At 73.6% G+C, this 21,971-nt stretch carries 18 protein-coding genes; 8 read left to right on the top strand and 10 right to left on the bottom strand.

Annotated features, from left to right (window positions below; translation table 11 throughout):
- Positions 1-84: 84 nt before the first annotated feature.
- Both amcB and ACZ470_RS26730 read right to left on the bottom strand, forming a co-directional pair.
- Entirely contained in the window at positions 85-1,233 is a 1,149-nt protein-coding gene (amcB, locus tag ACZ470_RS26725) for a cyclophane-forming radical SAM peptide maturase AmcB (RefSeq protein WP_468431170.1), read from the bottom strand.
- Positions 1,230-3,503, bottom strand: a complete 2,274-nt coding sequence (locus tag ACZ470_RS26730) for a tetratricopeptide repeat protein (protein WP_468431171.1) — start codon at positions 3,501-3,503, stop codon at positions 1,230-1,232. The genes amcB and ACZ470_RS26730 overlap by 4 nt, the downstream gene beginning before the upstream one ends.
- Before the next feature lie 149 nt (positions 3,504-3,652).
- On the opposite strand from ACZ470_RS26730, the gene ACZ470_RS26735 reads away from it, so the two are divergent.
- On the top strand, positions 3,653-4,816 hold the full coding sequence (locus ACZ470_RS26735; RefSeq protein WP_468431172.1) for an exonuclease SbcCD subunit D: 1,164 nt from the start codon (positions 3,653-3,655) through the stop codon (positions 4,814-4,816).
- Positions 4,813-7,809 carry an AAA family ATPase gene (locus ACZ470_RS26740; RefSeq protein WP_468431174.1) on the top strand — a complete coding sequence of 999 codons (2,997 nt, stop codon included), beginning with the start codon at positions 4,813-4,815 and terminating at the stop codon, positions 7,807-7,809. The genes ACZ470_RS26735 and ACZ470_RS26740 overlap by 4 nt, the downstream gene beginning before the upstream one ends.
- A 7-nt stretch (positions 7,810-7,816) precedes the next feature.
- Here ACZ470_RS26740 and ACZ470_RS26745 read toward each other — a convergent pair whose 3' ends face one another.
- A complete protein-coding gene (locus ACZ470_RS26745) occupies positions 7,817-8,263 on the bottom strand; it encodes an Lrp/AsnC family transcriptional regulator (protein WP_468431176.1) in 447 nt (148 codons plus the stop codon).
- A gap of 94 nt (positions 8,264-8,357) precedes the next feature.
- On the opposite strand from ACZ470_RS26745, the gene ACZ470_RS26750 reads away from it, so the two are divergent.
- The 3 genes from ACZ470_RS26750 to ACZ470_RS26760 are packed head-to-tail and all read left to right on the top strand — an operon-like array spanning position 8,358 to position 10,291.
- A complete protein-coding gene (locus ACZ470_RS26750) occupies positions 8,358-8,834 on the top strand; it encodes a rhodanese-like domain-containing protein (protein WP_468431177.1) in 477 nt (158 codons plus the stop codon).
- A 43-nt stretch (positions 8,835-8,877) separates the two neighbouring features.
- Positions 8,878-9,390: an immunity 21 family protein gene (locus ACZ470_RS26755; RefSeq protein WP_468431179.1), complete on the top strand. Its 513-nt coding sequence runs from the start codon at positions 8,878-8,880 to the stop codon at positions 9,388-9,390.
- A gap of 55 nt (positions 9,391-9,445) precedes the next feature.
- Positions 9,446-10,291 carry an SDR family oxidoreductase gene (locus ACZ470_RS26760; RefSeq protein WP_468431181.1) on the top strand — a complete coding sequence of 282 codons (846 nt, stop codon included), beginning with the start codon at positions 9,446-9,448 and terminating at the stop codon, positions 10,289-10,291.
- A gap of 15 nt (positions 10,292-10,306) precedes the next feature.
- Here ACZ470_RS26760 and ACZ470_RS26765 read toward each other — a convergent pair whose 3' ends face one another.
- Together ACZ470_RS26765 and ACZ470_RS26770 are read right to left on the bottom strand one after the other, a co-directional pair.
- Entirely contained in the window at positions 10,307-11,995 is a 1,689-nt protein-coding gene (locus ACZ470_RS26765; RefSeq protein WP_468431183.1) for a DUF885 domain-containing protein, read from the bottom strand.
- 32 nt (positions 11,996-12,027) lie between these two features.
- Positions 12,028-12,519, bottom strand: coding sequence for an Lrp/AsnC family transcriptional regulator (locus tag ACZ470_RS26770; RefSeq protein WP_468431185.1), 492 nt, complete (start codon positions 12,517-12,519; stop codon positions 12,028-12,030).
- A 72-nt stretch (positions 12,520-12,591) separates the two neighbouring features.
- On the opposite strand from ACZ470_RS26770, the gene ACZ470_RS26775 reads away from it, so the two are divergent.
- Positions 12,592-13,767, top strand: a complete 1,176-nt coding sequence (locus ACZ470_RS26775) for a trans-sulfuration enzyme family protein (RefSeq protein WP_468431186.1) — start codon at positions 12,592-12,594, stop codon at positions 13,765-13,767.
- 68 nt (positions 13,768-13,835) lie between these two features.
- Here the strand turns inward: ACZ470_RS26775 and ACZ470_RS26780 are convergent, their stop codons facing one another.
- From ACZ470_RS26780 to ACZ470_RS26790, 3 genes are all read right to left on the bottom strand, one after another.
- Positions 13,836-15,104, bottom strand: a complete 1,269-nt coding sequence (locus tag ACZ470_RS26780) for a GNAT family N-acetyltransferase (protein ID WP_468431188.1) — start codon at positions 15,102-15,104, stop codon at positions 13,836-13,838.
- Positions 15,105-15,201: 97 nt separating this feature from the next.
- Positions 15,202-16,788, bottom strand: a complete 1,587-nt coding sequence (locus ACZ470_RS26785) for an alkaline phosphatase D family protein (protein ID WP_468431190.1) — start codon at positions 16,786-16,788, stop codon at positions 15,202-15,204.
- Between the two features lie 135 nt (positions 16,789-16,923).
- The gene (locus ACZ470_RS26790; protein ID WP_468431192.1) at positions 16,924-17,754 is read right to left on the bottom strand and encodes an alpha/beta fold hydrolase; all 831 of its coding nucleotides are present in this window, start codon (positions 17,752-17,754) and stop codon (positions 16,924-16,926) included.
- Between the two features lie 163 nt (positions 17,755-17,917).
- Between ACZ470_RS26790 and ACZ470_RS26795 the strand changes: the two genes are divergently transcribed.
- Both ACZ470_RS26795 and ACZ470_RS26800 read left to right on the top strand, forming a co-directional pair.
- Positions 17,918-18,805 carry an RNA polymerase sigma-70 factor gene (locus tag ACZ470_RS26795; RefSeq protein WP_468431194.1) on the top strand — a complete coding sequence of 296 codons (888 nt, stop codon included), beginning with the start codon at positions 17,918-17,920 and terminating at the stop codon, positions 18,803-18,805.
- 147 nt (positions 18,806-18,952) lie between these two features.
- Positions 18,953-19,714, top strand: coding sequence for a GntR family transcriptional regulator (locus ACZ470_RS26800; protein WP_468431196.1), 762 nt, complete (start codon positions 18,953-18,955; stop codon positions 19,712-19,714).
- A 315-nt stretch (positions 19,715-20,029) separates the two neighbouring features.
- Here ACZ470_RS26800 and ACZ470_RS26805 read toward each other — a convergent pair whose 3' ends face one another.
- Together ACZ470_RS26805 and ACZ470_RS26810 are read right to left on the bottom strand one after the other, a co-directional pair.
- The gene (locus tag ACZ470_RS26805) at positions 20,030-21,187 is read right to left on the bottom strand and encodes an ROK family transcriptional regulator (RefSeq protein WP_468431198.1); all 1,158 of its coding nucleotides are present in this window, start codon (positions 21,185-21,187) and stop codon (positions 20,030-20,032) included.
- 107 nt (positions 21,188-21,294) lie between these two features.
- A complete protein-coding gene (locus tag ACZ470_RS26810; RefSeq protein WP_468431200.1) occupies positions 21,295-21,957 on the bottom strand; it encodes a response regulator transcription factor in 663 nt (220 codons plus the stop codon).
- Between the last annotated feature and the right edge of the window lie 14 nt (positions 21,958-21,971).

Genomic DNA, 21,971 nt, shown 5'->3' on the forward strand with positions numbered 1-21,971 from the left:
GCGCACGGGGCGTCACCGCAGTCCTCGCAGACTTCGGTATCCGGCAGGGGGAACAGCTCCGCACCGAGGGACCGCATGCGGCCCTCAACCGTGGGCTCTTCCGGCGACTCGTTCCGCATCGCGCATCAGTCCTTCCATCAGAAGTTTTCTGCTGTTGCGGCAGAAGAGGGTCTCGGTCGCGTCCAGCCGGCCCGTCTCGAAGTACTTGTTGGCGGCCTGCCCGCCACGGCAGTAGGCGAACAGGTCGCACACGGCGCGACAGGCGTCGACCCCGGCCAGGGCTTCGGCGACCCAAGGAGTCTCCTCGGCATGGGTCAGGCAGCCGGCCAGTCCCCGTTCCCGCACGTCGCCGACGGTGAACCGGCCGTGGCGCGCGGAGGAGAAGCCGGCGAGATCCGGGCTGAGCGGCACCACCTGTCCGTCCCAGGTGACCATGGGAAGCGGATCGACCGGCAGGCCAGCCCACCGCCCGGCGGCGCCGGCAAGCTCCGCCCTGACATACCGCCAGGCGTGTCCCAGATCCCGCAGCGCCATGTCCCGGTCGGCTCGCCCGCGAGCGGCCAGCGCGGCCCAGAACTCCGCGATGTTCTCGTCGTCGTGGAGGCTCCCGGCGTGTACGCCCTTGCGTTCCACCAGGTTCACCCCCAGAACGCGGCAGCCGAGAGCGGCGAACCACTGATGCAGTTCGGCCGCCTTGCGCGCGGACGGGTCGGACACGACGGCGATGGCCCCGAACGCGATGCCGTGCTTCTTGAGCAGCTCGATGCCGCGCAGCACGCGATCCGTTGCCTCCCGCCCGGTGCGGTCCACCCGATCGGTGCCGGGGCCGGGACCGTCGACACTGACCGAGACGTCGATCCGTCGCTCCGCGAACAGCCGGCACCACGCCTCGTCGATGAGCGAGGCATTGGTCTGCACGGCGTGCCGTACCGGGTGTCCACGGCCCGGAGGAAACCGGTCGAACAGCTCCCGCAGCCGGGACACCCCCGTGGTGAGTGGCTCGCCGCCGTGCCACAGCACGGTGACCGGGTGGTGTTCCGACCAGGAGTCGACGGTCCCCGCGACGGCGTCGGCGACCTCGTCGGACATCACGCGGGCGAGCCGACGGGAGGGCAGGTAGCAGTAGCGGCAGTCGAGGTTGCACAGCGGGGTCGGCTGGAGCAGGACACGGGAACTGGTCCTCGCCAGCCGTGCCTCCGGGGCGGCGCGGGCCGGTGGCGACGGCCGCGTCATCGGCTCCCCGCTTCCCCGAGCGGTTCGTCTTCCCTGTGCCCGGCGGCGGTGAGGAGCTTCAGCGTCTCGCCCTCGCCGTAGCGGTCGGCGACCTCCCGGTAGAGGCACAGCGCCTGGAGGTGGGCCGCGACGGCCTCGTCGCGACGGCCCGCGCGCCGTAGTGCGACCCCGAGGTCGTTGGCGGCGATCGCCTGGCCGTGCCGATGGCCCACCTCCTCCTGTTCCCGTACGGCGAGCAGGTGGGCGTCGACGGCCTCGTCGAGGCGGCCCAGCGCGGACAGGGTGACACCGAAGTCGTTCCATGCCGTGGCGATACGCTCCCGTGCGCCCAGCTCCTGGAAGACCGAGCGAGCGGTGGTGTGCGCCGCCAGGGCCTCCTCAAGGCGCCCGGTCTCCCGGAAGGAGCGTCCCAGATTGTTCGTCGCGGTGGCCTCGTGGAGCCGGTCCCCGACCGCGTGGAACATCTCGCGGGCCCGGGTGAGCGCGACGACCGACTCGTCGCAGCGGCCCAGCTTGAACAGGGCGCGGCCGACGTTGTTCCAGGTCGACGCCTCGAGCTGCCGGTCGCCGGCCGCGTGCACCAGCTCGCGGGCTCGTTCGTGGGCCTCGATCGCCTCGTCGAATCTGCGGGCTTCGGTCAAGGAGACTCCCAGCATGTCCCACGTCTTTCCCTCTTCGAGGCGGTCCCCGCGCGACGCGTGGATCTCGCGGGCCCGCGTGTGCGCCGCGACGGCCTCCTCGATTCTTCGGCTGTAGCGCAGAGCCAGTCCGAGAGCGTTCCATGCCCGACCCGCGCCGAGGTCGTCACCCAGGGCGCGTGCCGCTTCTGCCGCGCACCGGTAGACGGACACGGCGTCATCAAAGTATCGGCGCCAGCTGAGATAGCCGTAAAGGCTCAGCGCCAGTCCCAGTCCGGCCCGTGCGTGCACGGGGTCGGACGCCCACAGCGCGGCGGAGATGAGGCCGGTGCGCTCGTGGTCGAGCCAGCTCAGCGCGTCCCTTCGGTCCCTGAACCCGGGGGAGGGAGCGGGGCCGGGCCGGGACTGCACGTGCCGGTCGGCCGCCTCGGCGCGCCGCTGGTAGTGGGCGAGGAGCCGGGCCCGTGCCTGCGTGCCCTCGGCCCGCAGTGACGCCTCGTGGGTCACTCGGTCCAGCGCGTAGGCGCGGACCAGGTCGTGCATGGTCCAGTAACCGCGTGCACTGCCGGGTCCCACCAGATGGGCACGGACCAGCACGTTCAGCTCCGGCCGCGGCAGCGCGTCGGCCCCGTACAGCACGGTGATCACTTCATCGCTTGTCTCCGGTCCCGGGGCGAGCGCCAGGAGCCGGAACAGGCGGGAGGGACCCGGACCGAGGCGGCGGTAGGACAGGTCGAACGCGGCCCGCACGCCGCGTTCGCCATCGTCCAGGTGATCGATGACCGTGGCGGAGTCGGCCAGCTCCGCGACCAGTTCCGTCACCGGTTTGCCCGGATCGGCGATGAGCAGGGCGGCGGCGATCTGGAGCGCCAGGGGCAGATACCCGCACAGGGCGCACAGGTTCCCGGTCGCCTCGGGGGCGTCCAGTACGCGTGGGTCGGCGGGGGCGGCCGTGCGCAGGGCCACACCCAGCACGTCGCGGGCCACCTCCGGTCGGAGGACGTCGAGATGGAGGAGGTGGGCACCGAGCTGCGGCATGGTGTCGCGGGAAGTGACGAGGACGCGGTGCGTGTTGTGGCCGGGCAGCAGCGGCCTGACCTGACGGGGATGCGAGGCGTTGTCCACCACGATCAGCACCGCACCGCTCGTGCGGGCCCGTTCGGCCAGGACCGAGCGGTAGAGGCCGGCTCGTTCGTCCAGCGTCGCAGGCACATGGGCGGCCGCCACGCCCAGTGCGCGCAGCAGGGCCTCCACGAGCTGTTCGGCTCCGGCGGGCGTCTCGTCGTAGCCGTGACAGTCGACGAACAGCGCGCCGCCGGGAAACCATCCTCGTTCCCGTGCCGTGTGAGCCGCTCGCACCGCCAGTGCGGTCTTGCCCACGCCGCCCAGCCCGGCCACCGCGGTCACCGGGACCGGGGTGCGGCCACCGGGGCCCGGGGCCAGTGCCGCCAGCAGCGCGTCGAGTTCCTCGGCACGCCCGGTGAACTCGGCGGCAACCGGCGGAAGCGCGTCCTCTACGTGCGGCATGGGGCCGTAGTGATGATGATGCTCGACCTTCTTCCCGATCGCCTCGCCCCGGAACGTCCCGTTGCGGAAGTCGATCCGGTCCCCGTTGTGTGTGTCCCCGCTCACACGGTCCATCCTGCCCTGAAAGGAAGACCTCCGGCAGAGCGGCAATCCGCAATGAATCCGACATGAACGGCGTTTATGGGCCTGTCATGACGGGCGATACGGGAGTAACCGCCCGTGCTGTCGGACCCGGCGGTTACGCTGCGGGGATCATGAGACTGCTGCACACTTCCGACTGGCACCTCGGCCGGTCCTTCCACCGGGTCGGCATGCTCGGTGCCCAGGCCGAGTTCATAGGTCACCTCGTCGGCACCGTGCGTGAGCGCGACGTGGACGCGGTGGTCGTGTCGGGAGACGTGTACGACCGAGCCGTGCCGCCGCTCGCCGCCGTCGAGCTGTTCGACGACGCCCTGCACCGGCTCGCGGACCTCGGCGTGCCGACGGTGATGATCTCCGGCAACCACGACTCGGCCCGCCGCCTCGGCGTCGGCGCCGGGCTCATGGGGCACGCGGGCATCCATCTGCGGACCGAGCCGTCCGCGTGCGGCACCCCGGTGGTGCTGTCCGACGAGCACGGGGACGTCGCCTTCTACGGGCTGCCGTACCTCGAACCCGCCCTCGTGAAGGACACGTTCCAGGTGGAGAGGGCCGGCCACGAGACGGTGCTCGCCGCCGCCATGGACCGGGTCCGCGCCGACCTCGCCGCCCGTGCGCCCGGCACCCGCTCCGTCGTCCTCGCACACGCCTTCGTCACCGGCGGGGAACCCAGCGACAGCGAACGGGACATCACCGTCGGCGGCGTGGCCGCCGTGCCCGCCGGGGTGTTCGACGGAGTCGACTACGTGGCGCTCGGGCACCTCCACGGCTGCCAGACCCTCACCGAACGCGTGCGCTACTCCGGCTCCCCGCTGCCGTACTCCTTCTCCGAGGCCGCACACCGCAAGAGCATGTGGCTGGTCGACCTGGCCGCCGACGGGACGGTCACCGCCGAGCGCGTGGACTGCCCGGTGCCCCGCGCGCTGGCCCGGATCCGCGGCACCCTGGAGGAACTGCTCGCCGACCCCGCGCTGGCCCGGCACCAGGAGGCGTGGATCGAGGCGACCCTCACCGACCCGGTCCGACCGGCCGACCCCATGGCCCGGCTCACCGAGCGCTTCCCGCACACCCTCAGCCTCGTCTTCGACCCGGACAGGGCGGCGGACGATCCCGAGGTCTCCTACGCCCGCCGCCTCGCCGGCCGCGACGACCAGCAGATCGCCGAGGACTTCGTCACCCACGTGCGCGGCGCCGAACCCGACGCACACGAGCGGACCGTCCTGCGGGACGCCTTCGACGCGGTACGCGCGGACGACGCGGTGCGGGAGGTCGCGCGATGAGGCTGCACCGGCTGGACATCACCGCCTTCGGGCCCTTCGGCAGCACCCAGAGCGTGGACTTCGGCGAGCTGTCCGCCGCCGGGCTGTTCCTGCTGCACGGCCCCACCGGCGCCGGCAAGACCTCCGTACTGGACGCCGTCTGCTACGCGCTGTACGGGTCCGTCCCCGGAGCCCGGCAGAGCGGGCAGGGCATGACACTGCGCAGCGACCACGCCGCCCCGGGCGTCCGCACCGAGGTCACCCTCGAACTCACCGTCGCCGGACGCCGGCTGGAGATCACCCGGCAGCCGCCCTGGGAACGCCCCAAGAAGCGCGGCCCCGCGGGCACCACGGTGGACAAGGCCCAGACCTGGCTGCGGGAACGCGACGCCGCCTCGGGAACCTGGAAGGACCTCAGCCGCTCGCACCAGGAGATCGGCGAGGAGATCACCCAGCTCCTCGGCATGAGCCGGGAGCAGTTCTGCCAGGTCGTGCTGCTGCCCCAGGGCGACTTCGCGCGCTTCCTGCGCGCCGACGCCGAAGCCCGCGGCAAGCTGCTGGGCCGCCTCTTCGACACCCGCCGCTTCGCCGACGTGGAGAAGCGCCTCGCCGAACGCCGTCGGGCCGCCGAGTCCCGGGTGCGCGACGGCGACGCCGACCTGCTGGCCGACGCGCACCGGATGCAACAGGCCGCGGGCGGCACCATGGAGCTGCCCGAACTGACCCCCGGCGAACCCGGACTGGCCGAGGCCGTGCTGTGCGCGGCCGCCGTCGCCCGCAGCACCGCCCGCGAACAGCTCACCGTCGCCCACTGCCGCCTCGCCGCCGCCGAGTCCGCCCTGACCGCGGCCGACCGCGCACTGGACGACGTACGCGAACGGGACCGGCTGCAACGGCGCTTCGCCGAGGCGCGGGAGCGGGCGGCGCGCCTTCAGGAGCGGTCCGGCGCCCACCGGGAGGCGCAGACCCGCATGGAGCGGGCCCGCAAGGCCGAGAGCGTCGCCCCCGCCCTGGAACTGCGGGACTCCGCCGAAGCCGAGCACCGGCGCGCCGCCGCGGCCGACCTCCGCGCGCGTGCCCTCCTCCCGGCGTCCCACGCGGACGCGGGAGCGGCCGGGCTCGCGGCCGCCGCCCGCCGGGCCGCCGAGGAACTGGGCGGGCTGGAGTCCGCCCGCCGGGCCGAGCGGCGGCTGACGGAACTCTTCGATGAGCGGGCCGACCTGGACCGGCAGGAACGCGCCGACGAGGAGATCCTGGAGGACGCGGAGACGTGGCTCGCGGACTGGGAGGAGACCCGGACCGGTCTGCAAAACCGCATCGAGTCCGCGCAGCAGGCCGCGACCCGGGCCGGTGAACTGGCCGTGCTCCGCGACCCCGCGCGGCAGCGGCTGAACGCCGCGCGGCTGCGCGACCAGCTCGCCGGGGACACGGAAACCGCCGCCGAGCAGGCCAGTATCGCCCGGGAGCGGTCGCTCGCGGCCCGGCAGCACTGGCTCGACCTCAAGGAACAGCGGCTGAACGGCATCGCCGCCGAACTGGCCGCCGGTCTCACCGACGGCCACCCCTGTGCCGTCTGCGGCGCCACCGAACACCCCGCCCCCGCCCGCAAGGTCCAGGGACACGTCGACCGCGAGACCGAGGAACGCGCCCTCGCCGAGTACCAGCGCGCGGAGGACCGCCGCGCCGAGGCCGAGCAGCACCTCGGCGTCGTACGGGAGGCGCTGGCCGCCGCGAGCGCCGAGGCAGGGGACGGCGCCACCGAACAACTCTCCCGCGCGGTCGACGAGCTGGAGCAGGAGTACGCGCGGGCGCGGGACGCCGCCTCCGTGCTGCACTCCGCGCAGGAACAGCTCCGCCGCGCGGAGCACGAGCACGAACTGCGCGTCGCCGCCCAGCGCGAGGCGGCCGTCCGGGCGGCCTCCCGCGTGGGCCACCGTGACCGACTGGACCGGGAGCGCGCCACCCTGGAGGAGGAGTTGACCCGGGCGCGGGGAGACGCCACCAGCGTGGCCGCCCGTGCCGCACAGCTGGAACGGAGCGTCGCGCGGCTCACGGACGCCGCCGAAGCTGCCCGCGCCGCCGACGACGCCGCCCAGCGGCTCAAGAAGGCCGACGCCCGGCTCGCCGACGCCGCCTTCCGCGCCGGGTTCGACACCCCGGGGGCCGCCGCCGACGCCCTCCTCGACGACGCCGCCCACCGCGACCTCCAACGGCGCCTGGACGCCTGGCAGCACGAGGAGACCGCGGTGCGCGCCGTCCTCGCCGAGCCGGAGACCGCGGCCGCCGCACAGCAGCCGCCCGCCGACCTCGGCTCCGCGCAGCGGACCGCCGAGGAGGCCGGCCGCCGGGCGCGCGAGGCGGCCTCCGCCCACGACGCCGCGGCCCGGCGCTGCGCCGAGCTCGACCGGCTCTCCGCGCGGGCCACCGCCGCGGTACGCCGGCTGGGACCGCTGCGCGAGGAGTACGACCGCGTGGCCCGGATGGCCGGACTCGCCGCCGGCACCTCGGCGGACAACGAACGCCGGATGCGCCTGGAGTCGTACGTCCTCGCCGCCCGCCTGGAGCAGGTCGCCGCCGCCGCGACCGTACGGCTGCACCGCATGTCGTCCGGCCGCTACACCCTCGTCCACTCCGACGACCGCACCGGGCGCGGCCGCAGCGGACTCGGGCTGCACGTCGTCGACGCCTGGACCGGGCGGGAACGCGACACCGCGACCCTCTCGGGCGGCGAGACCTTCTTCGCCTCGCTCGCCCTCGCGCTCGGCCTCGCCGACGTCGTCACCGACGAGGCGGGTGGGGTGCGGCTGGACACCCTCTTCATCGACGAGGGCTTCGGCAGCCTCGACGACCAGACCCTCGACGAGGTCCTGGACGTCCTGGACTCCCTGCGCGAACGCGACCGCAGCGTGGGCATCGTCAGCCACGTCGCCGATCTGCGGCGCCGGATACACGCCCAGCTGGAGGTCGTGAAGGGCCGCTCCGGTTCGGAACTGCGACAGCGCGGGACGGGATGAGGGCGGCTCACCGCCCCAGGGGGCGGCGCGGCAGCGGCGAGGAGTAGACGACGCTGGTGGTCACCGAGCCGAGGGCGCCGATCCGGCCCGACACCTCCTCCAGATGCCGCATCGAACGGGCGGCGACCTTGATGACGAAGCAGTCGTCGCCCGTCACATGGTGTGCCTCCAGGATCTCGGGCGTCGCGGCGACGAGGTCGTGGAACGGCTTGTAGTTGCCGGTCGGGTAGCGCAGCCGCACGAACGCCAGGACGGGCAGCCCGATCCGCTCCGGATCCACCACGGCCGCGTAGCCCTGGATGACCCCGGCCTCCTCCATGCGGCGCACCCGCTCGGTGACCGCGCTCGCGGACATCGAGACGGCACGGGCGAGTTCGGCGAAACCGGTCCGTCCCTCCCGCTGGAGGATGTCGAGAATGCGCCAGTCGGTGGCGTCCGGTGAATACGCGGTCATTCCCGAGAAGTAGCAGAGGAATCCCCGGCTGGGCAAGGCAAGGACCGGGGATCCTCGCTTCAGGAACGGATCTCGCGACCGTAGTTTCTCTCCCATGACCACCAACACCGTGAACCCCGTGCTGCGCGTGGCCCCCGCCTCCCCTGCGGAGGCGGCCGCCCACTTCCGTGCGAGCCTCGCCCTTTACGCCGACGTCTCCGATGTGGCCGCCGCGCTCGCGGCCGGCGGTGACCCCGGCTTCGTCCTCGTGGACTCCCGCTCCAGCGAGGCATGGGACCAGGGTCACGTCCCCGGCGCGGTGCACCTTCCCACCGCACTCGTCCCCGAGCGGGCGGCGGAACTCCTGGATCCGTCGGTCCCCGTCGTCACCTACTGCTGGGGCCCCGGCTGCAACGGCGCCACGCGTGCCGCGCTCGCCCTCGCCGAACTCGGTTACCAGGTCAAGGAGATGCTCGGCGGCTTCGAGTACTGGGTGCGCGAGGGCTTCGAGTTCGAGACCTGGCAGGGACGCGAGCGCCGCACCCCCGACCCGCTCACCGCGCCCGCCGACGCCGACGACTGCGGATGCTGAACCCGTGGCTCCGGTAAGGGAGTCGACCCGGTAGGTTCTGCGCATGGTGCGATACGCGGAACCGGGCACGGTCGAGTGGGTGGAGTCGGGCGGCGGGCCGCTCATCGCGGTGCCGGAGACGGTGCTGCCGTTCTGGACGGGAGCCGACGGCGAGGAGACGGCCTCCGACTACGACCGGGCCTGCGAGGTGGACGGGCTCCTCGGACTCCTCCCGGTCGGCGACTCCACCGCCCTGGTCCTGGGCGACGAGCCGGCCGCGACCGCGTACCTCCCCGAACACGGCACCCTCGTCCGCTGGATCGCCGGCGACTCCGAGGCGGAGCTCCTGGCGAGCGTCCCGGCGGCGCTGCACACCGCGCAGTGGCAGCCCGAGGTGCACTGGAAGGTACCCGGCAGGGTCGTGCTGTTCGACGCGGCCTGGCCCGGACCCGACTCCACGGGCACCGACCACGTGAGCCTCACGCTCACTCCGGGCCGTTACGCGGTCCGCGCGGCCCAGGTGCAGCCCGGCCCCGAAACCTGGCTCACCGTCATCCAGATCCGGCCCCTGCACTGAACCGCCGGGGATATTCGGGTGCGTCGGGGCGGTGCGGACCCCATGATGGGTGATCATGCCCCGACTTCCGCACCCCGCGCCCGAAGCACTCCGTCGTGACCCGCTGCCCCTGCGCGGCCGTACCGCGCTGGTCACCGGGGCCAGCCGGCGCGGCGGCATCGGTCATGCCGTGGCCCGGCGCCTGGCCGCCCACGGAGCGAGCGTCTGCCTGCACCACCATGTGCCGCACGACGCCGCGATGCCCTGGGGCGCCGACCGGATCGAGGACGTGACCGCCTCGGTGCGCGACGCCCTCGGCGACCCCGACGCGCGGGTGGTCGCCCTGCCGGGCGACCTCAGCGACCCGGCGGCACCCGCCGAACTGCACGCCCGGGCGGTCGAGGCGCTCGGCGGGCGGCTCGACGTCCTCGTCGCCAACCACGCCCTCAGCGGCTCCGACGGCACTCTCGACGCCATCGACGCCGCCATGCTGGACGCGCACTGGGCCGTCGACGCCCGGTCGGTGGTGCTGCTCGTGCAGGCCCACGCCCGGCACCGCGCCGCGCTGCCGCCGCGCACCCCGGGCGGACGCGTGCTGATGATGACCTCCGGGCAGGACATCGCCGGCGGAATGCCGGGCGAGATCGCCTACGCCCTCCAGAAGGGCGCGCTCGCCTCCGTGACCCGCTCCCTGGCGACCGCCCTGGCCGAGCACGCGGTCACCGTGAACACCGTCAACCCCGGCCCGGTGGACACCGACTACATGACCGGCGACGACTACGACGCCATCGCCGCGCTCTTCCCCGCCGGACGCTGGGGCATGCCCGACGACCCCGCCCGCCTCATCGCGTGGCTGGCCACGGACGAGGCGGACTGGATCACCGGTCAGGTCATCGACTCCGAGGGCGGCTTCCGGCGCTGACGGCGCCGGCCCGGCTCACAGCGCCGACAGCTCGTCCACGAGGTCGTCCAGACCCAGCGACCCCTGGGACAGGGCGGCCATGTGCCAGGCCTTGAGGTCGAAGGCGTCGCCGTGGCGCTCGCGGGCCTTCTCACGGCCCAGCAGCCACGCCCGCTCGCCGAGCTTGTAGCCGATCGCCTGGCCCGGGATCGTCAGATAGCGGGTCAGCTCGCTCTCCACGAAGTCCGCCGGGCGGCTGCTGTGCGCCCCGAAGAACTCCTGCGCCAGCTCGGGCGTCCAGCGCTCGCCCGGACGGAACGGCGAGTCCGCCGGGATCTCCAGCTCCAGGTGCATGCCGATGTCGACGATGACCCGGGTCGCCCGCATCATCTGCGCGTCCAGATAGCCCAGTCGCTCCTCCGCGTCCGCGAGGAACCCCAGCTCGTCCATCAGCCGCTCCGCGTAGAGCGCCCACCCCTCGGCGTTGGCGCTGACCATGCCGACGGACGCCTGGTAGCGGGAGAGGGAATCGGCCACGTGAACCCACTGCGCCAACTGGAGGTGGTGGCCGGGGACGCCCTCGTGGTACCAGGTGGAGACCAGGTCGTAGACCGGGAAGCGGGTCAGGCCCATCGTGGGCAGCCAGGTGCAGCCCGGCCGGGAGAAGTCCTCCGACGGGGGCGTGTAGTACGGCGCCGCCGCGCTGCCCGCCGGCGCGATCCGCGACTCCACCTTCCGTACCCGCTCCGCGAGGTCGAAGTGGGTGCCGTCCAGGGAATCCATCGCCCGGTCCATCACACCCTGGAGCCACTCCCGGACCTCGTCGACGCCCTCGATGTGCCGGCCGTGCTCGTCCAGGTGCGCCAGTGCCACCCACGGCGTTTCGGCCCCCGGCAGGATCTTCTCGGCCTCCTTCTTCATCTCGCCGAGCAGCCGGTGGTACTCGGACCAGCCGTACGCGTACGCCTCGTCCAGGTCGAGATCGGTGCCGTTGAAGTAGCGGGACCAACGCGCGTACCGCTCCCGGCCCACGGTGTTCGGCGCGCCCTCGATCGCCGGGGCGTACACGTCGCGCATCCAGTCCCGCAGTTCGACGACGGCCGCGGTCGCCGCGCGGGCGCCCTCGTCCAGCTCCGTGCGCAGCGCCTCCGGTCCCTCGGCCGCGAAGTCCTCGAACCAGCCGCGCCCCTCGCCGGTGTCCGCCCACTCGGTGAGCTGCCCGACGAACGTCTCCGTCGGCCGCGGAGCCGCGTACAGCTTGCGCTCCAGGCCGAGCGCGAGGGACTCGCGGTAGCCGGCCAGCGCGGCCGGGACCGCGCGCAGCCGCTCCGCGATCGCCGCCCAGTCCTCCTCCGACTCCGCCGGCGTCACCGTGAACACCTCGCGCACCGAGTGCACGATCGTGCCCAGGTTGCCGACCGAGCGCAGCCCCTCGTCGGCCTCGTGCACGGCCAGCTCCGCGGTGAGCCGCTCGCGCAGCAGGCGGGCGCAGCGGCGCTCGATGTCGCTGTCCGCGCCGGGCCGCCGCTCCGCCTCGGCGAGCCGCGAGAGTGTCGCCCGCTGCAATTCGGCGACCGCCTCCTGACCGGCGGGCGAGAGGTCGGGCAGCCGGGAGGAACTCTCCTTCACACCGAGGAAGGTTCCGGTGACCGGGTCGAGGGCGATGAGCTCGTCGACGTAGGCGTCGGCGACCTGACGGGGGAGCGCGCTGTTGGTCTCAGACATGATGACCATCCTGGTACGCGGCCCTCGGCTCGTCACCCGGTTTGCGCCGAGGGCGTAGGCGGCAGCATCGGTCCGCAGTCCCACTGCTGGAAGATCAGCCGTGTCTCCACGCGGGCCACCTCGCGCCGGGCCGTGAACTCGTCGAGCACCAGCCGCTGGAGATCCGCCATGTCCGCGACCGCCACATGCACCAGATAGTCGTCGGGGCCGGTCAGATGGAACACCGTCAGTGACTCGGGCAGCGCCCGGATCCGCTCCACGAACGGCCCCACCAGCTCCCGCCGGTGCGGTCTGACCTGTACCGACAACAGCGCCTGGAGCCCCCGGCCCAGCTTGGCGGGATCCAGCTTCAGCCGGTGCCCGAGGATCACGCCCGAGCGGCGCAGCCGGGTCACCCGGTCCAGACAGGTGGACGGCGCGACCCCGACCTGCGCGGCGAGATCCCGGTACGTCGTCCGGGCGTCGTTCTGCAACAGCCGCAGCAGATGAAGGTCCACCGGATCCAGTACGACAGATTCGGCCATCGACCGAACGTAGCACGGGATCGGGGCTCAGTGGTCCGTTCGGTGTTCACCCTTCCGTCCATGGACTTGGGCATGGACACGCGACGCACCACACGAGCACTCGCCACCGAGGCCGTGCACGCAGGCCGCGACGACCTCGCCGGACTGGGACTGCACGCCGCTCCGATCGACCTGTCGACCACCTACCCGTCGTACGACAGCCGCGCCGAGGCCGCCCGCATCGACGCCTTCGCCACCACCGGCGCGGAACCGGAGGGCCCGCCGGTCTACGGGCGGCTCGGCAACCCGACCGTCGCCCGTTTCGAGACCGCCCTCGCCCGGCTGGAGGGGACGGAGTCGGCCGTCGCGTTCGCCAGCGGCATGGCCGCGCTCAGCGCCGTGCTGCTGGTGCGCGGCTCGATGGGACTGCGGCACGTCGTCGCCGTCCGCCCGCTGTACGGGTGCAGCGACCATCTGCTGACCGCCGGACTGCTCGGCTCCGAGGTGACCTGGACCGACCCGGCCGGGGTCGCCGACGCGCTGCGCCCCGACACCGGCCTGGTGCTCGTGGAGTCCCCGGCCAACCCCACGCTCGCCGAGATCGACCTGCGGGCCGTCGCCCACGCCTGCGGCTCCGTGCCGCTGCTCGTCGACAACACCTTCGCCACCCCGGTCCTCCAGCGCCCGGCCGAGCACGGGGCACGGCTGGTGCTGCACAGCGCCACGAAGTACCTCGGCGGCCACGGGGACGTGCTGGCGGGCGTGGTGGCCTGCGACGAGGAGTTCGCCGGGCGGCTGCGCCAGGTGCGGTTCGCCACGGGCGGCGTGCTGCATCCGCTGGCCGGTTATCTGCTGCTGCGGGGACTGTCGACCCTTCCGGTACGGGTCAGGGCGGCCTCCGCGAACGCGGCGGAACTCGCCCGTCGGCTCGCCGGGGACCCGCGCGTGGAGCGGGTGCACTATCCGCGCATCGGCGGGGCGATGGTCTCCTTCGAGGTGCACGGGGACCCGCACGAGGTGATCGCCGGCGTACGGCTGATCACTCCGGCGGTGAGCCTCGGCAGCGTCGACTCCCTCATCCAGCACCCGGCGTCCATCAGCCACCGCATCGTCGACGCCGGCGACCGCAGGGACGCCGGGGTCGGTGACCGGCTGCTGCGGCTCTCGGTCGGCCTGGAGGACGTCGAGGACCTGTGGGCCGATCTGGACGCGGCCCTGGGGGAGCGGGCCGGGACTCCCGCGTCGGCCGGGGCGGTGGCCCGGGGCTGAGCGGCGCCCGCGCCACGAACGGCCCGGCGGGACCCGCCGGGCCGTCTCCCGCATCCGTGCGCGACCGCCTACGACCGGCCGATCCGCTCGCCGTACTCCCGCTCCTCCGGCACCCGGGGGTCCGGCACGACGTCCAGCCGGGCCGTGATGACCAGGGTGCCCTCCTCGACCTGGTAGTCGAGCGGCAGGCCCAGGGCGCGCATCGCGGCGACCATGCCGGTGTTGGACGACTGCGTCACGGCGTACACCTGGGCGCAGCCCGCCTCGGCAGCCATCGCCACCAGCCGGGTGAGGAGTTCACCGCCGATGCCCCGGCGCTGCCAGGCGTCCTCCACGACCAGCGCCACCTCGGTCTCGTCGCCGTCCCACAGCAGATGGCCGAGGCCCACGATGCGGCCCGAGGCGGTCTGTGCGGCGAGCGTGCGGCCGAAGCGCGGGCTGAGCAGATGGTTCAGATAGCGCTCGGCGTCGCCGACCGGGCCGTGGTACCGCAGGCGCAGGGTCTCGGTGGAGCACCGCTCGTGCATCTCCCGCGCGGCCGCCAGATCGCCGGTGTCCGCGCGGCGCACGGAGATCGCGCTCCCCTCGGACAGCGTGAGCACGTCACGGCCGCGCGGGATCCGCGGACCGAGCCGGGCGTCCAGCGCCACCAGCGCCCGGGCGCGCGCGAACTCCGTGGGGGTGAACGGCAGATACGGCCGCTCCACGGTGATCACACCGCCCTCCGGGTCACGCAGCCGGATCACGGTGTCCTCCAGGGAGCCCTCCTCCGGTACCGCCTCCGGTGCCCGCCGGCCGCCGAGGGTCGTGGCGGGGTGGGAGCGGATCGTGCACCGCCCCAGCAACTGGCGCAGGGCCAACGGCAGTTCGGCCGCGTCCTGTGCGGTGCGGGCGGCCAGGCCCAGGACCCGGGTCGGTGCGTCGACCAGATCGTGGGCGTCGGCGCGCTCGGTCCAGGCGTCCGAGCCCCCGGCGAGCGACACGGCCGCGGTGAGGTCCGTCCCCTCCGGTGCCCGCAGCAGGAACTCGTCGACGGTGTGCTCGCCCAGCGGGTGCGTCTGGAGGCTCAGGATGTCGACCCGCCGCTCGGCCAGCGCCGTGCACAGCGAGGCCAGCGCGCCCGGTTCGTCCTTCACCGTCGTCCGCATCCGCCACAGCACGCTGTTCCCGGCCGCGGCGGAGGGCGGCCGGGCACCGCCGGTATCGAGCGCCGGCGGTGCGTGGCCGTGGCGCCGTGCCCACCATGCGTGGAAGGCGGCCGTGCACCGCGCGGCGTGCTCGACGGGGTTCCACCGGCGGTGCGCGCCGCCGTGCCGGGTGTTCGTCACGTCAGACATGTCTCGACTCATACAGCCACTGTGAAGGAATCGTGTTTCGTGATCACGAACGCACTGTGACTGACGGGTAAAGCATGCTTCTGTCTGTTTTGCTGCGTTACTGGCCGACGAGGCCCGGCCGCAGCGTCTTCGTGAACAGCACCGTGCCGTCCTGCTCCCGCATACGCACCGTCAACTCGCCGCTGTCGCCGTCGATGTCGACCTCGCCGAAGAACTGGTAGCCGCCGGCGGGCGAGACGTTGGAGGCGGTCGGCGCCTTCACCCACACCCGCTCCGGACCGAAGGTGCCGTCGAGCGCGCTGGCCGGGAAGGCGCCGGCGTTCAGCGGACCGGAGACGAACTCCCAGAACGGCTCGAAGTCGTCGAACGCGGCCCGCGACGGCTGGTAGTGCTGGGCCGAGGTGTGGTGCACATCGGCCGTCAGCCACACCGTGCCGGTGATCCGCCGGTGCTTGACGAACCGCAGCAGCTCCGCGATCTGCAACTCCCGTCCCAGCGGCGCCCCCGGGTCACCCTGCGCCACCGCCTCGACGTGCTGCCCGCCCTCGGACGTGTCGGGTACGACGAGGCCGATCGGCATGTCGGCCGCGATCACCTTCCACACCGCCCGAGACCGGGCCAGCTCCCGCTTCAGCCACTCCAACTGCTCGCGCCCCAGGATGCCCTGCGGATCCACCGTCTGGTCGCCGGAGGAGTTGGCGTTGCGGTACGTCCGCATGTCCAGCACGAACACATCGAGCAGCGGACCCTGCCGCAGCACCCGGTACACCCGGCCCTCGCGGGCGCCCGGACGCAGCGTGGACATCGGGAAGTACTCGCTGAACGCGCGCCGCGCCCGCGCCGCCAGCACGTCGACGCTCTTCTCCGTGTACCGGGCGTCCGTGTCCGCGATCCGCTGGCCCGGGTACCAGTTGTTGCGCACCTCGTGGTCGTCCCACTGCACGACGGACGGCACCCGGGCGTTGAACCGGCGCAGGTTCTCGTCGAGCAGGTTGTAGCGGAAGTTCCCGCGGAACTCGGCGAGGGTCTCGGCGACCTTGGACTTCTCCTCGGTGGTGATGTTCCGCCAGACGCCGCCGTCCGGCAGGGCCGCGGTCGCGGCGATGGGGCCGTCGGCGTAGACGGTGTCGCCGCTGAACAGGAAGAAGTCGGGGTCGAGCCGCTCCATCGCGTCGAAGATGCGGTAGCCGCCGAAGTCCGGGTTGATGCCCCAGCCCTGCCCCGCCAGGTCGCCCGACCACAGGAACCGCACGCCGTCGCGCCGCCGGGCGGCGACCGTGCGGAAGGTGCCCGTGACCGGCTCACCGGTGCGGCGCGGGTCGTCGGGGTCGGCGAGCAGCACCCGGTAGTGGATCTGCTCGCCGGCCGGCAGCCCGCGCAGCCGGGTCGTGCCGGTGAAGTCGGTGTCCCCGCCGATCAGCGGACCGTGCCATCTGCGCGGGTGACGGAACGACTCGGTCGCCGAGGTCTCGACGATCATCCGGGCCGGGCGGTCGGACCGCACCCACACCAGCCCGGAGTCACGGGTCACGTCGCCCGTCTGCACGCCCCACTCGGCCCGCGGGCGCCCGGAGCGGGCGAAGGCGGGCGCCGCCCCGAGCGCGGTGGGCAGGGTCAGGGCCGCCGAGGCCGCGAGCGAGCCGCGGAGCACGGCGCGGCGACCGGGGAGCGGACGGTGTGACATGGATGCGCCTCCAGGGACGGGATCCGGCCAGTGTGCGCTGCCACAACTACTCGCCCGGCGCGGCTCGCACGCAAACCCCACATGAACAACTGATCCCACGGGGGCGAGCGCCACGCCGGACTCCGGGCCCCTGGCTCAGCGGCTGCCGTCGAGGATGACGCGCGCGACGAGCGCCGGGTCGTCGTTCATCGGGACGTGGCCGCAACCGGGCAGCCGGACCAGCCGGGCCCGGGGGATGATCCGCTTGGCGCGGACGCCCTGCCGGGGGAGGAGCAGCCGGTCCCGGGCGCCCCAGGCGACGGTCACCGGGATGGTGGGCACGTCGTCGGTGAACCGTACGGTGGTGCCCGCGCGGAGGGTTTCGGTGAATCCGGTGGCCCCGGCGAGCGCGAGCGTCTCGGCGACCACGGCCTCGGGGGCGCGGCGTCCCGGACGGGCGTAGATGGTGCTGGTCAGCGCCGCCCGGCCGGCCGCGGAGCGGGCGAGGCGCTCCACCAGCGGGAGGGGCATCCGCTCCGCGATCCGCCGCATGCCGATGAGCACGGCGAAGGCATACCGCCGCTCGGCCGGGGTCCAGAAGCCCGCCGGGGACAGGGCGGTGACGGACCGCACGAGTCGTTCGCGGCCGAGCTCCAGGGCCAGCAGGCCGCCGAGCGAGTTGCCCGCGACATGCGGCCGGTCGAGCTCCAGCTCCTCGCACAGGGCGCCCAGGGCGGCGTTCATGGTGGGCAGGTCGTGGGTGAGGCCGTCGGGCAGCGACGGGGAGGCGCCGAAGCCGGGCAGGTCCACGGCGATCACCTCGCGCTCGGTCGCGAGGATGTCCACCACGGGGTCCCAGGCCTGGCGGTGATGGCCGATGCCGTGCAGCAGGAGCAGCGGTTCGCCGCGGCCCACGCGCGCGTAGGACAGGGTCACGGTCTGCGGGCCGCGGGGTGAGGTGACCTTGAAGGAGACGGTCGCGGACATGAGGGTGCTCCTCGTCTGGGACTCGCGGAAACGGACGCCGCCCGGCGCCGTAGACAGCTTGTCAGCAATTGCTACCGACGGGTAGTCCCCGGGTCGGCGCCCGTCGTCGGCCGACGGCCGGTGCCGCCTGGACACCACCGCGCGGGTCGGCTGGGATGGTGCGGTGACCACCGACACCGTGACCGACGTCTTCGAGGAACACCGCCCCGTTCTCCTGGGGGTCGCCTACCGCATGCTCGGCCGGGTGACCGACGCGGAGGACGTGGTCCAGGACGCGTGGCTGCGCTGGTCCGGCGGCGACCGGGCCGATGTGCGCGAACCGCGCGCCTACCTGGTGCGCGTCACCACCCGCCTCGCCATCGACCGGCTGCGCCAGATCAAGGCGCGCGGCGAGACGTACGTCGGCCCGTGGCTGCCCGAGCCGTACGTCACCGACTTCGGCGACACCGTCCCGGACACCGCCGAACGGGCCGTGCTCGCCGACTCCGTCTCCCTCGCCGTCCTCGTCGTCATGGAGTCCCTGTCGCCGCTGGAGCGCGCGGTGTTCGTGCTGCGGGAGGCGTTCGGCTACCCGTACGCCGACATCGCCGCCATGCTCGACCGCGGCGAACCGGCCGTACGCCAACTCGCCGGCCGCGCCCGCAAGCACGTCGAGGAACGGCGCCCGCGCTACGAGGTCGATCCCGCCCAGCGCCGCGATCTCACCGAGCGGTTCCTGGCCGCGGCGACCGACGGCGACCTGGAGGGCCTGCTGGAACTGCTCGCGCCGGACGTGCGCCTGGTGGGCGACAGCGGTGGCAAGTCGCGCGCCCCGCTGCGGGTCCTGGAGAGCGCCGACCACGTGGGGCGCTTCCTCCTCGGCGTCGCCCGCAAGGGCATCCCCGACCTCTCCGTCCGCTTCCTGGAGCTCAACGGCGGCCTCGCCGTGCTCGCCCTGTCCGGCGGCAAGCCCGACTCCGTCTTCCAACTCGACGTCGCCGACGGGCGCGTCCAGGCGGTGTACGTCATCCGCAATCCCGACAAGCTGCGGTCGCTCGCCGCGCTGCTGTAGCGGCGGCACGCACCCACGTCCCCCGTCGTCCTGCCGATTGGTCTTGACCAAGGGTGAGGGCCGCCCTATGGTCGCTGATAAGTGAAACAACCTTTAATAAACAAGGGCGCTAAAACGCCTCCGGACACGGCGATCGTGGAGGACAGGGTGGGGACCACGCAGCTGGAAACGGTGCCGGAACCGAAGTACTGGCATCTCAGGACGGTGCTCAGCGAGGCGCTGGACTCGGAGTTCTCCGTGGGCGAGATCCTGCCCAACGAGCGCGACCTCGCCGCCCGCTTCGGCGTCGCGCGCGCCACGCTCCGGCAGGCCCTGGAACAGCTCGAACTGGAGGGCAGGCTCCAGCGCCGCCGCGGTGTGGGCACGACCGTCGCCCCGCCACGCATGGGCGTCTCCGTCGGCACGGCGCAGCACGCCTGGCCGGGCGGGTCGGCCGACGCCTGGCAGTCCCTCGACTGCGCGCTCGAGGTGCCGCCCGCCGCCGTCGCCGAGACCCTGGTGACCGGCCGCGAGGAGCCCGTGCACGTGGTGCGGCGCTCCCGCGTCTCCCACGGACAGCCCGTCGCCGCCGAACTGCTGTACATCCCGGCCGACTCCGTGCCCGACCTGTCCGGCATCGACGCGCCGTCCGGCCCGGCCCGCGCGCGTGCGGTGCTGCGGGAACTCCAGCGGCTGGAGCTGGAGCGGCAGGAGAACGCGGTGGAGCTGGGCTCCGCCCGCGCGGACGACGCGAAGGAACTGGACCGCCTGCCGGGCGCGCCCGTCCTCGTCGTCACCACCCGCTTCATCGCCCGCGGCCGCACCGCCGCGCTCTCCGTCGCCACATACCGCGCGGACACCTGCCGCCTCACCTTCGGCGACAGCGGCGGCGTAGAAATCCACCACGGCCCAGACCGCCAGGCCTCCTGACAGGGTGGACTTCGCGTAGCTGCGGGCATTCGCACCCGCCGCCGCTGCGGGCAGTCGTGCCGCTGGGGCGATGGGGGTACCTCCCACTCGAGCGAAGCCGAGAGTGGGGGAGGGTGGGCGCAGCGGCACCCGGCAGGCGCCGGCGAGCGGAACCCACCCCCGCCCAGGTGGCACCGGAGCGGAGGTGTTCCGCAGCCCGGCGTCAACGGGGTGCCGTCGCGCCCACCTGTGCCACCATGCGGCACGACTGCCCGCGGGAGCGGGCGCGAGGCGCGCCGGGACCCCGGGGCGCTGGGCGCCGATACGGCGTGCCCGCTAGCGGCGAGCCGTCACCGTGCCCTCCACCGCGAAGAGTTGCTCCTCGACATGGTCGAGTGCCAGCCGCACCGCCCCCGTGGCGACCGCCGCCTCGCCAAGGTGCGACAGCGTGACCCTCGGCGGCCGCAGACAGTAGCGGGCCAGCTCGCGCCGCAGCGGCTCCAGCACGCCGTCCAGCCCCGCCGCCCAGCCCCCGATCACGACCAGCTCCGGGTCGAGGGCCAGCACCAGCGCGGCCACGTCGTGGACGAGCCGCCGGATGAAGCGGTCCATGGCCGCCAGCGCCCGCTGGTCCCCCTCGCGGGCCTGGGCGAACACCTCGGCGACCGCCTGCTCGTCGAGCGGGTGCAGCGGCTCGTCCGTGGTGGACAGCAGCGCCTCCGGGGTCGCCTCCCGACCCAGCAGATGCAGCGCCCCGATCTCCCCGGCCGCCCCGCCGTACCCCCGGTGCAGCCGCCCGCCGATCAGTGATCCGGCGCCCGGGCTCAGCCCGGCCAGCACGAACACCACGTCGTCGGTCTCCCGGGCAGCGCCCTTCCAGTGCTCGGCGACGACCGCCGCGTTGGCGTCGTTCTCCACCAGCACCGGACACTTGAAGGACCGGCTCAGACGCTCGCCGAGGCCCAGCCCCGTCCAGCCGGGCAACGCCGTGCCCAGCCGCACCGTGCCGTCCGCCTCGACGATCCCGGGGGTGCCCACACCCACGGCCCGCAGGGAGCCGCGCGGGACACCGGCCCGGCGCAGCAGCTCAGCGACGGCGGTGCGCAGCCGCTCCAGCCGCTCGTCGGCGTCGACCGTCTCGTTGACGTCCCTCGCCTGCGCGCCGATCACCTTGCCGTCCAGATCGGCCAGCAGCGCGGCCACCCGGTGCACACCGATCTCCAGGCCGAGCAGATGCCCGGCCTCCGCCCGGAACCGGAACCGCCGCGCCGGCCGCCCCTGCCGCCGCGCGGCGCCTTCCTCGGCCGCCGTCTCCACGACGAGGCCCGCCTCGATGAGCCCCTCCACGACGCCTTCCACGGTCGGCCGGGACAGTCCCGTCACCCGGGTCACCTCGGTCAGCGTCGCGCAGTCCGTGGCCCGCAAGGCGTGCAGCACCACCGCGGAGTTGATCCTTCGCAGCAGCGAGGGGTCCCCGCCGGTCAGCCGACCCACCGTCCGTCCTCCCAGCTCGTGCGCGTGTTGGGCGGATCGTACTCGGCGCGGCCGACCCCGGCGACCTCCGGGCACGGCCGCCCGGCGACCGCTCCCCGGGACACGGCTCAGCCCGGCGCCACGAAGCCCGACTCGTAGGCAGCGATCACCGCCTGGGTGCGGTCACGCGCCCCCAGCTTCGCCAGTACGGCACTCACATGGGACTTCACGGTCTCCGTCCCCACCACCAGCTTCGCGGCGATCTCCGCGTTGGTCAGGCCCCGTGCCATCAGCCGCAGCACCTCCCCCTCACGCTCGGTCAGCCGCGCCCGCTCCAGCACGGCGCGCGCCGCGCGGTTGCCGTCGCCGTCGCCGTACTCGGCCGCGAGCCGCCGCACCGAGGCGGGGAACAGCAGCGACTCGCCCTCGGCGACCAGCCGTACCGCGTGCACGATCTCGGCGGGCCGCGCCCGCTTCAGCAGAAACCCGTCGGCGCCCGCGCGCAGCGCACCATAGACGTACTCGTCGTTCTCGAACGTCGTCACGACGAGGATCTTCGGCGGCGCCTCCACCGACCGCAGCAACGCGCGCGTGGCCTCGATCCCGTCCAGCAGCGGCATGCGTACGTCCATGGCGACCACGTCCGGCCGCAGCCGCCGCACCAGCGGGATCACCGCCGCCCCGTCGGCCGCCTCACCGACGACCTCGATGTCCGGCTGCGCCTCCAGCACGGCCCGCAGACCCGCGCGTACCAGGGGTTCGTCGTCGACGAGCAGAACGGTGACCGGCATCCTGCCAGCGTAGA

Source organism: Streptomyces sp. NPDC031111, from assembly GCF_055570675.1.

Excerpts from the sequence above, each read along its gene's own strand:
- ACZ470_RS26775 (WP_468431186.1), top strand. The coding sequence starts at position 12,592 with ATGGACACGCGACGCACCACACGAGCACTCGCCACCGAGGCCGTGCAC.
- ACZ470_RS26770 (WP_468431185.1), bottom strand. The coding sequence starts at position 12,519 with ATGGCCGAATCTGTCGTACTGGATCCGGTGGACCTTCATCTGCTGCGG.
- ACZ470_RS26735 (WP_468431172.1), top strand. The coding sequence starts at position 3,653 with ATGAGACTGCTGCACACTTCCGACTGGCACCTCGGCCGGTCCTTCCAC.
- ACZ470_RS26765 (WP_468431183.1), bottom strand. The coding sequence starts at position 11,995 with ATGTCTGAGACCAACAGCGCGCTCCCCCGTCAGGTCGCCGACGCCTAC.
- amcB (WP_468431170.1), bottom strand. The coding sequence starts at position 1,233 with ATGACGCGGCCGTCGCCACCGGCCCGCGCCGCCCCGGAGGCACGGCTG.
- ACZ470_RS26790 (WP_468431192.1), bottom strand. The coding sequence starts at position 17,754 with ATGTCCGCGACCGTCTCCTTCAAGGTCACCTCACCCCGCGGCCCGCAG.
- ACZ470_RS26750 (WP_468431177.1), top strand. The coding sequence starts at position 8,358 with ATGACCACCAACACCGTGAACCCCGTGCTGCGCGTGGCCCCCGCCTCC.
- ACZ470_RS26780 (WP_468431188.1), bottom strand. The coding sequence starts at position 15,104 with ATGTCTGACGTGACGAACACCCGGCACGGCGGCGCGCACCGCCGGTGG.
- ACZ470_RS26785 (WP_468431190.1), bottom strand. The coding sequence starts at position 16,788 with ATGTCACACCGTCCGCTCCCCGGTCGCCGCGCCGTGCTCCGCGGCTCG.
- ACZ470_RS26745 (WP_468431176.1), bottom strand. The coding sequence starts at position 8,263 with ATGACCGCGTATTCACCGGACGCCACCGACTGGCGCATTCTCGACATC.
- ACZ470_RS26810 (WP_468431200.1), bottom strand. The coding sequence starts at position 21,957 with ATGCCGGTCACCGTTCTGCTCGTCGACGACGAACCCCTGGTACGCGCG.
- ACZ470_RS26755 (WP_468431179.1), top strand. The coding sequence starts at position 8,878 with ATGGTGCGATACGCGGAACCGGGCACGGTCGAGTGGGTGGAGTCGGGC.
- ACZ470_RS26740 (WP_468431174.1), top strand. The coding sequence starts at position 4,813 with ATGAGGCTGCACCGGCTGGACATCACCGCCTTCGGGCCCTTCGGCAGC.
- ACZ470_RS26760 (WP_468431181.1), top strand. The coding sequence starts at position 9,446 with ATGCCCCGACTTCCGCACCCCGCGCCCGAAGCACTCCGTCGTGACCCG.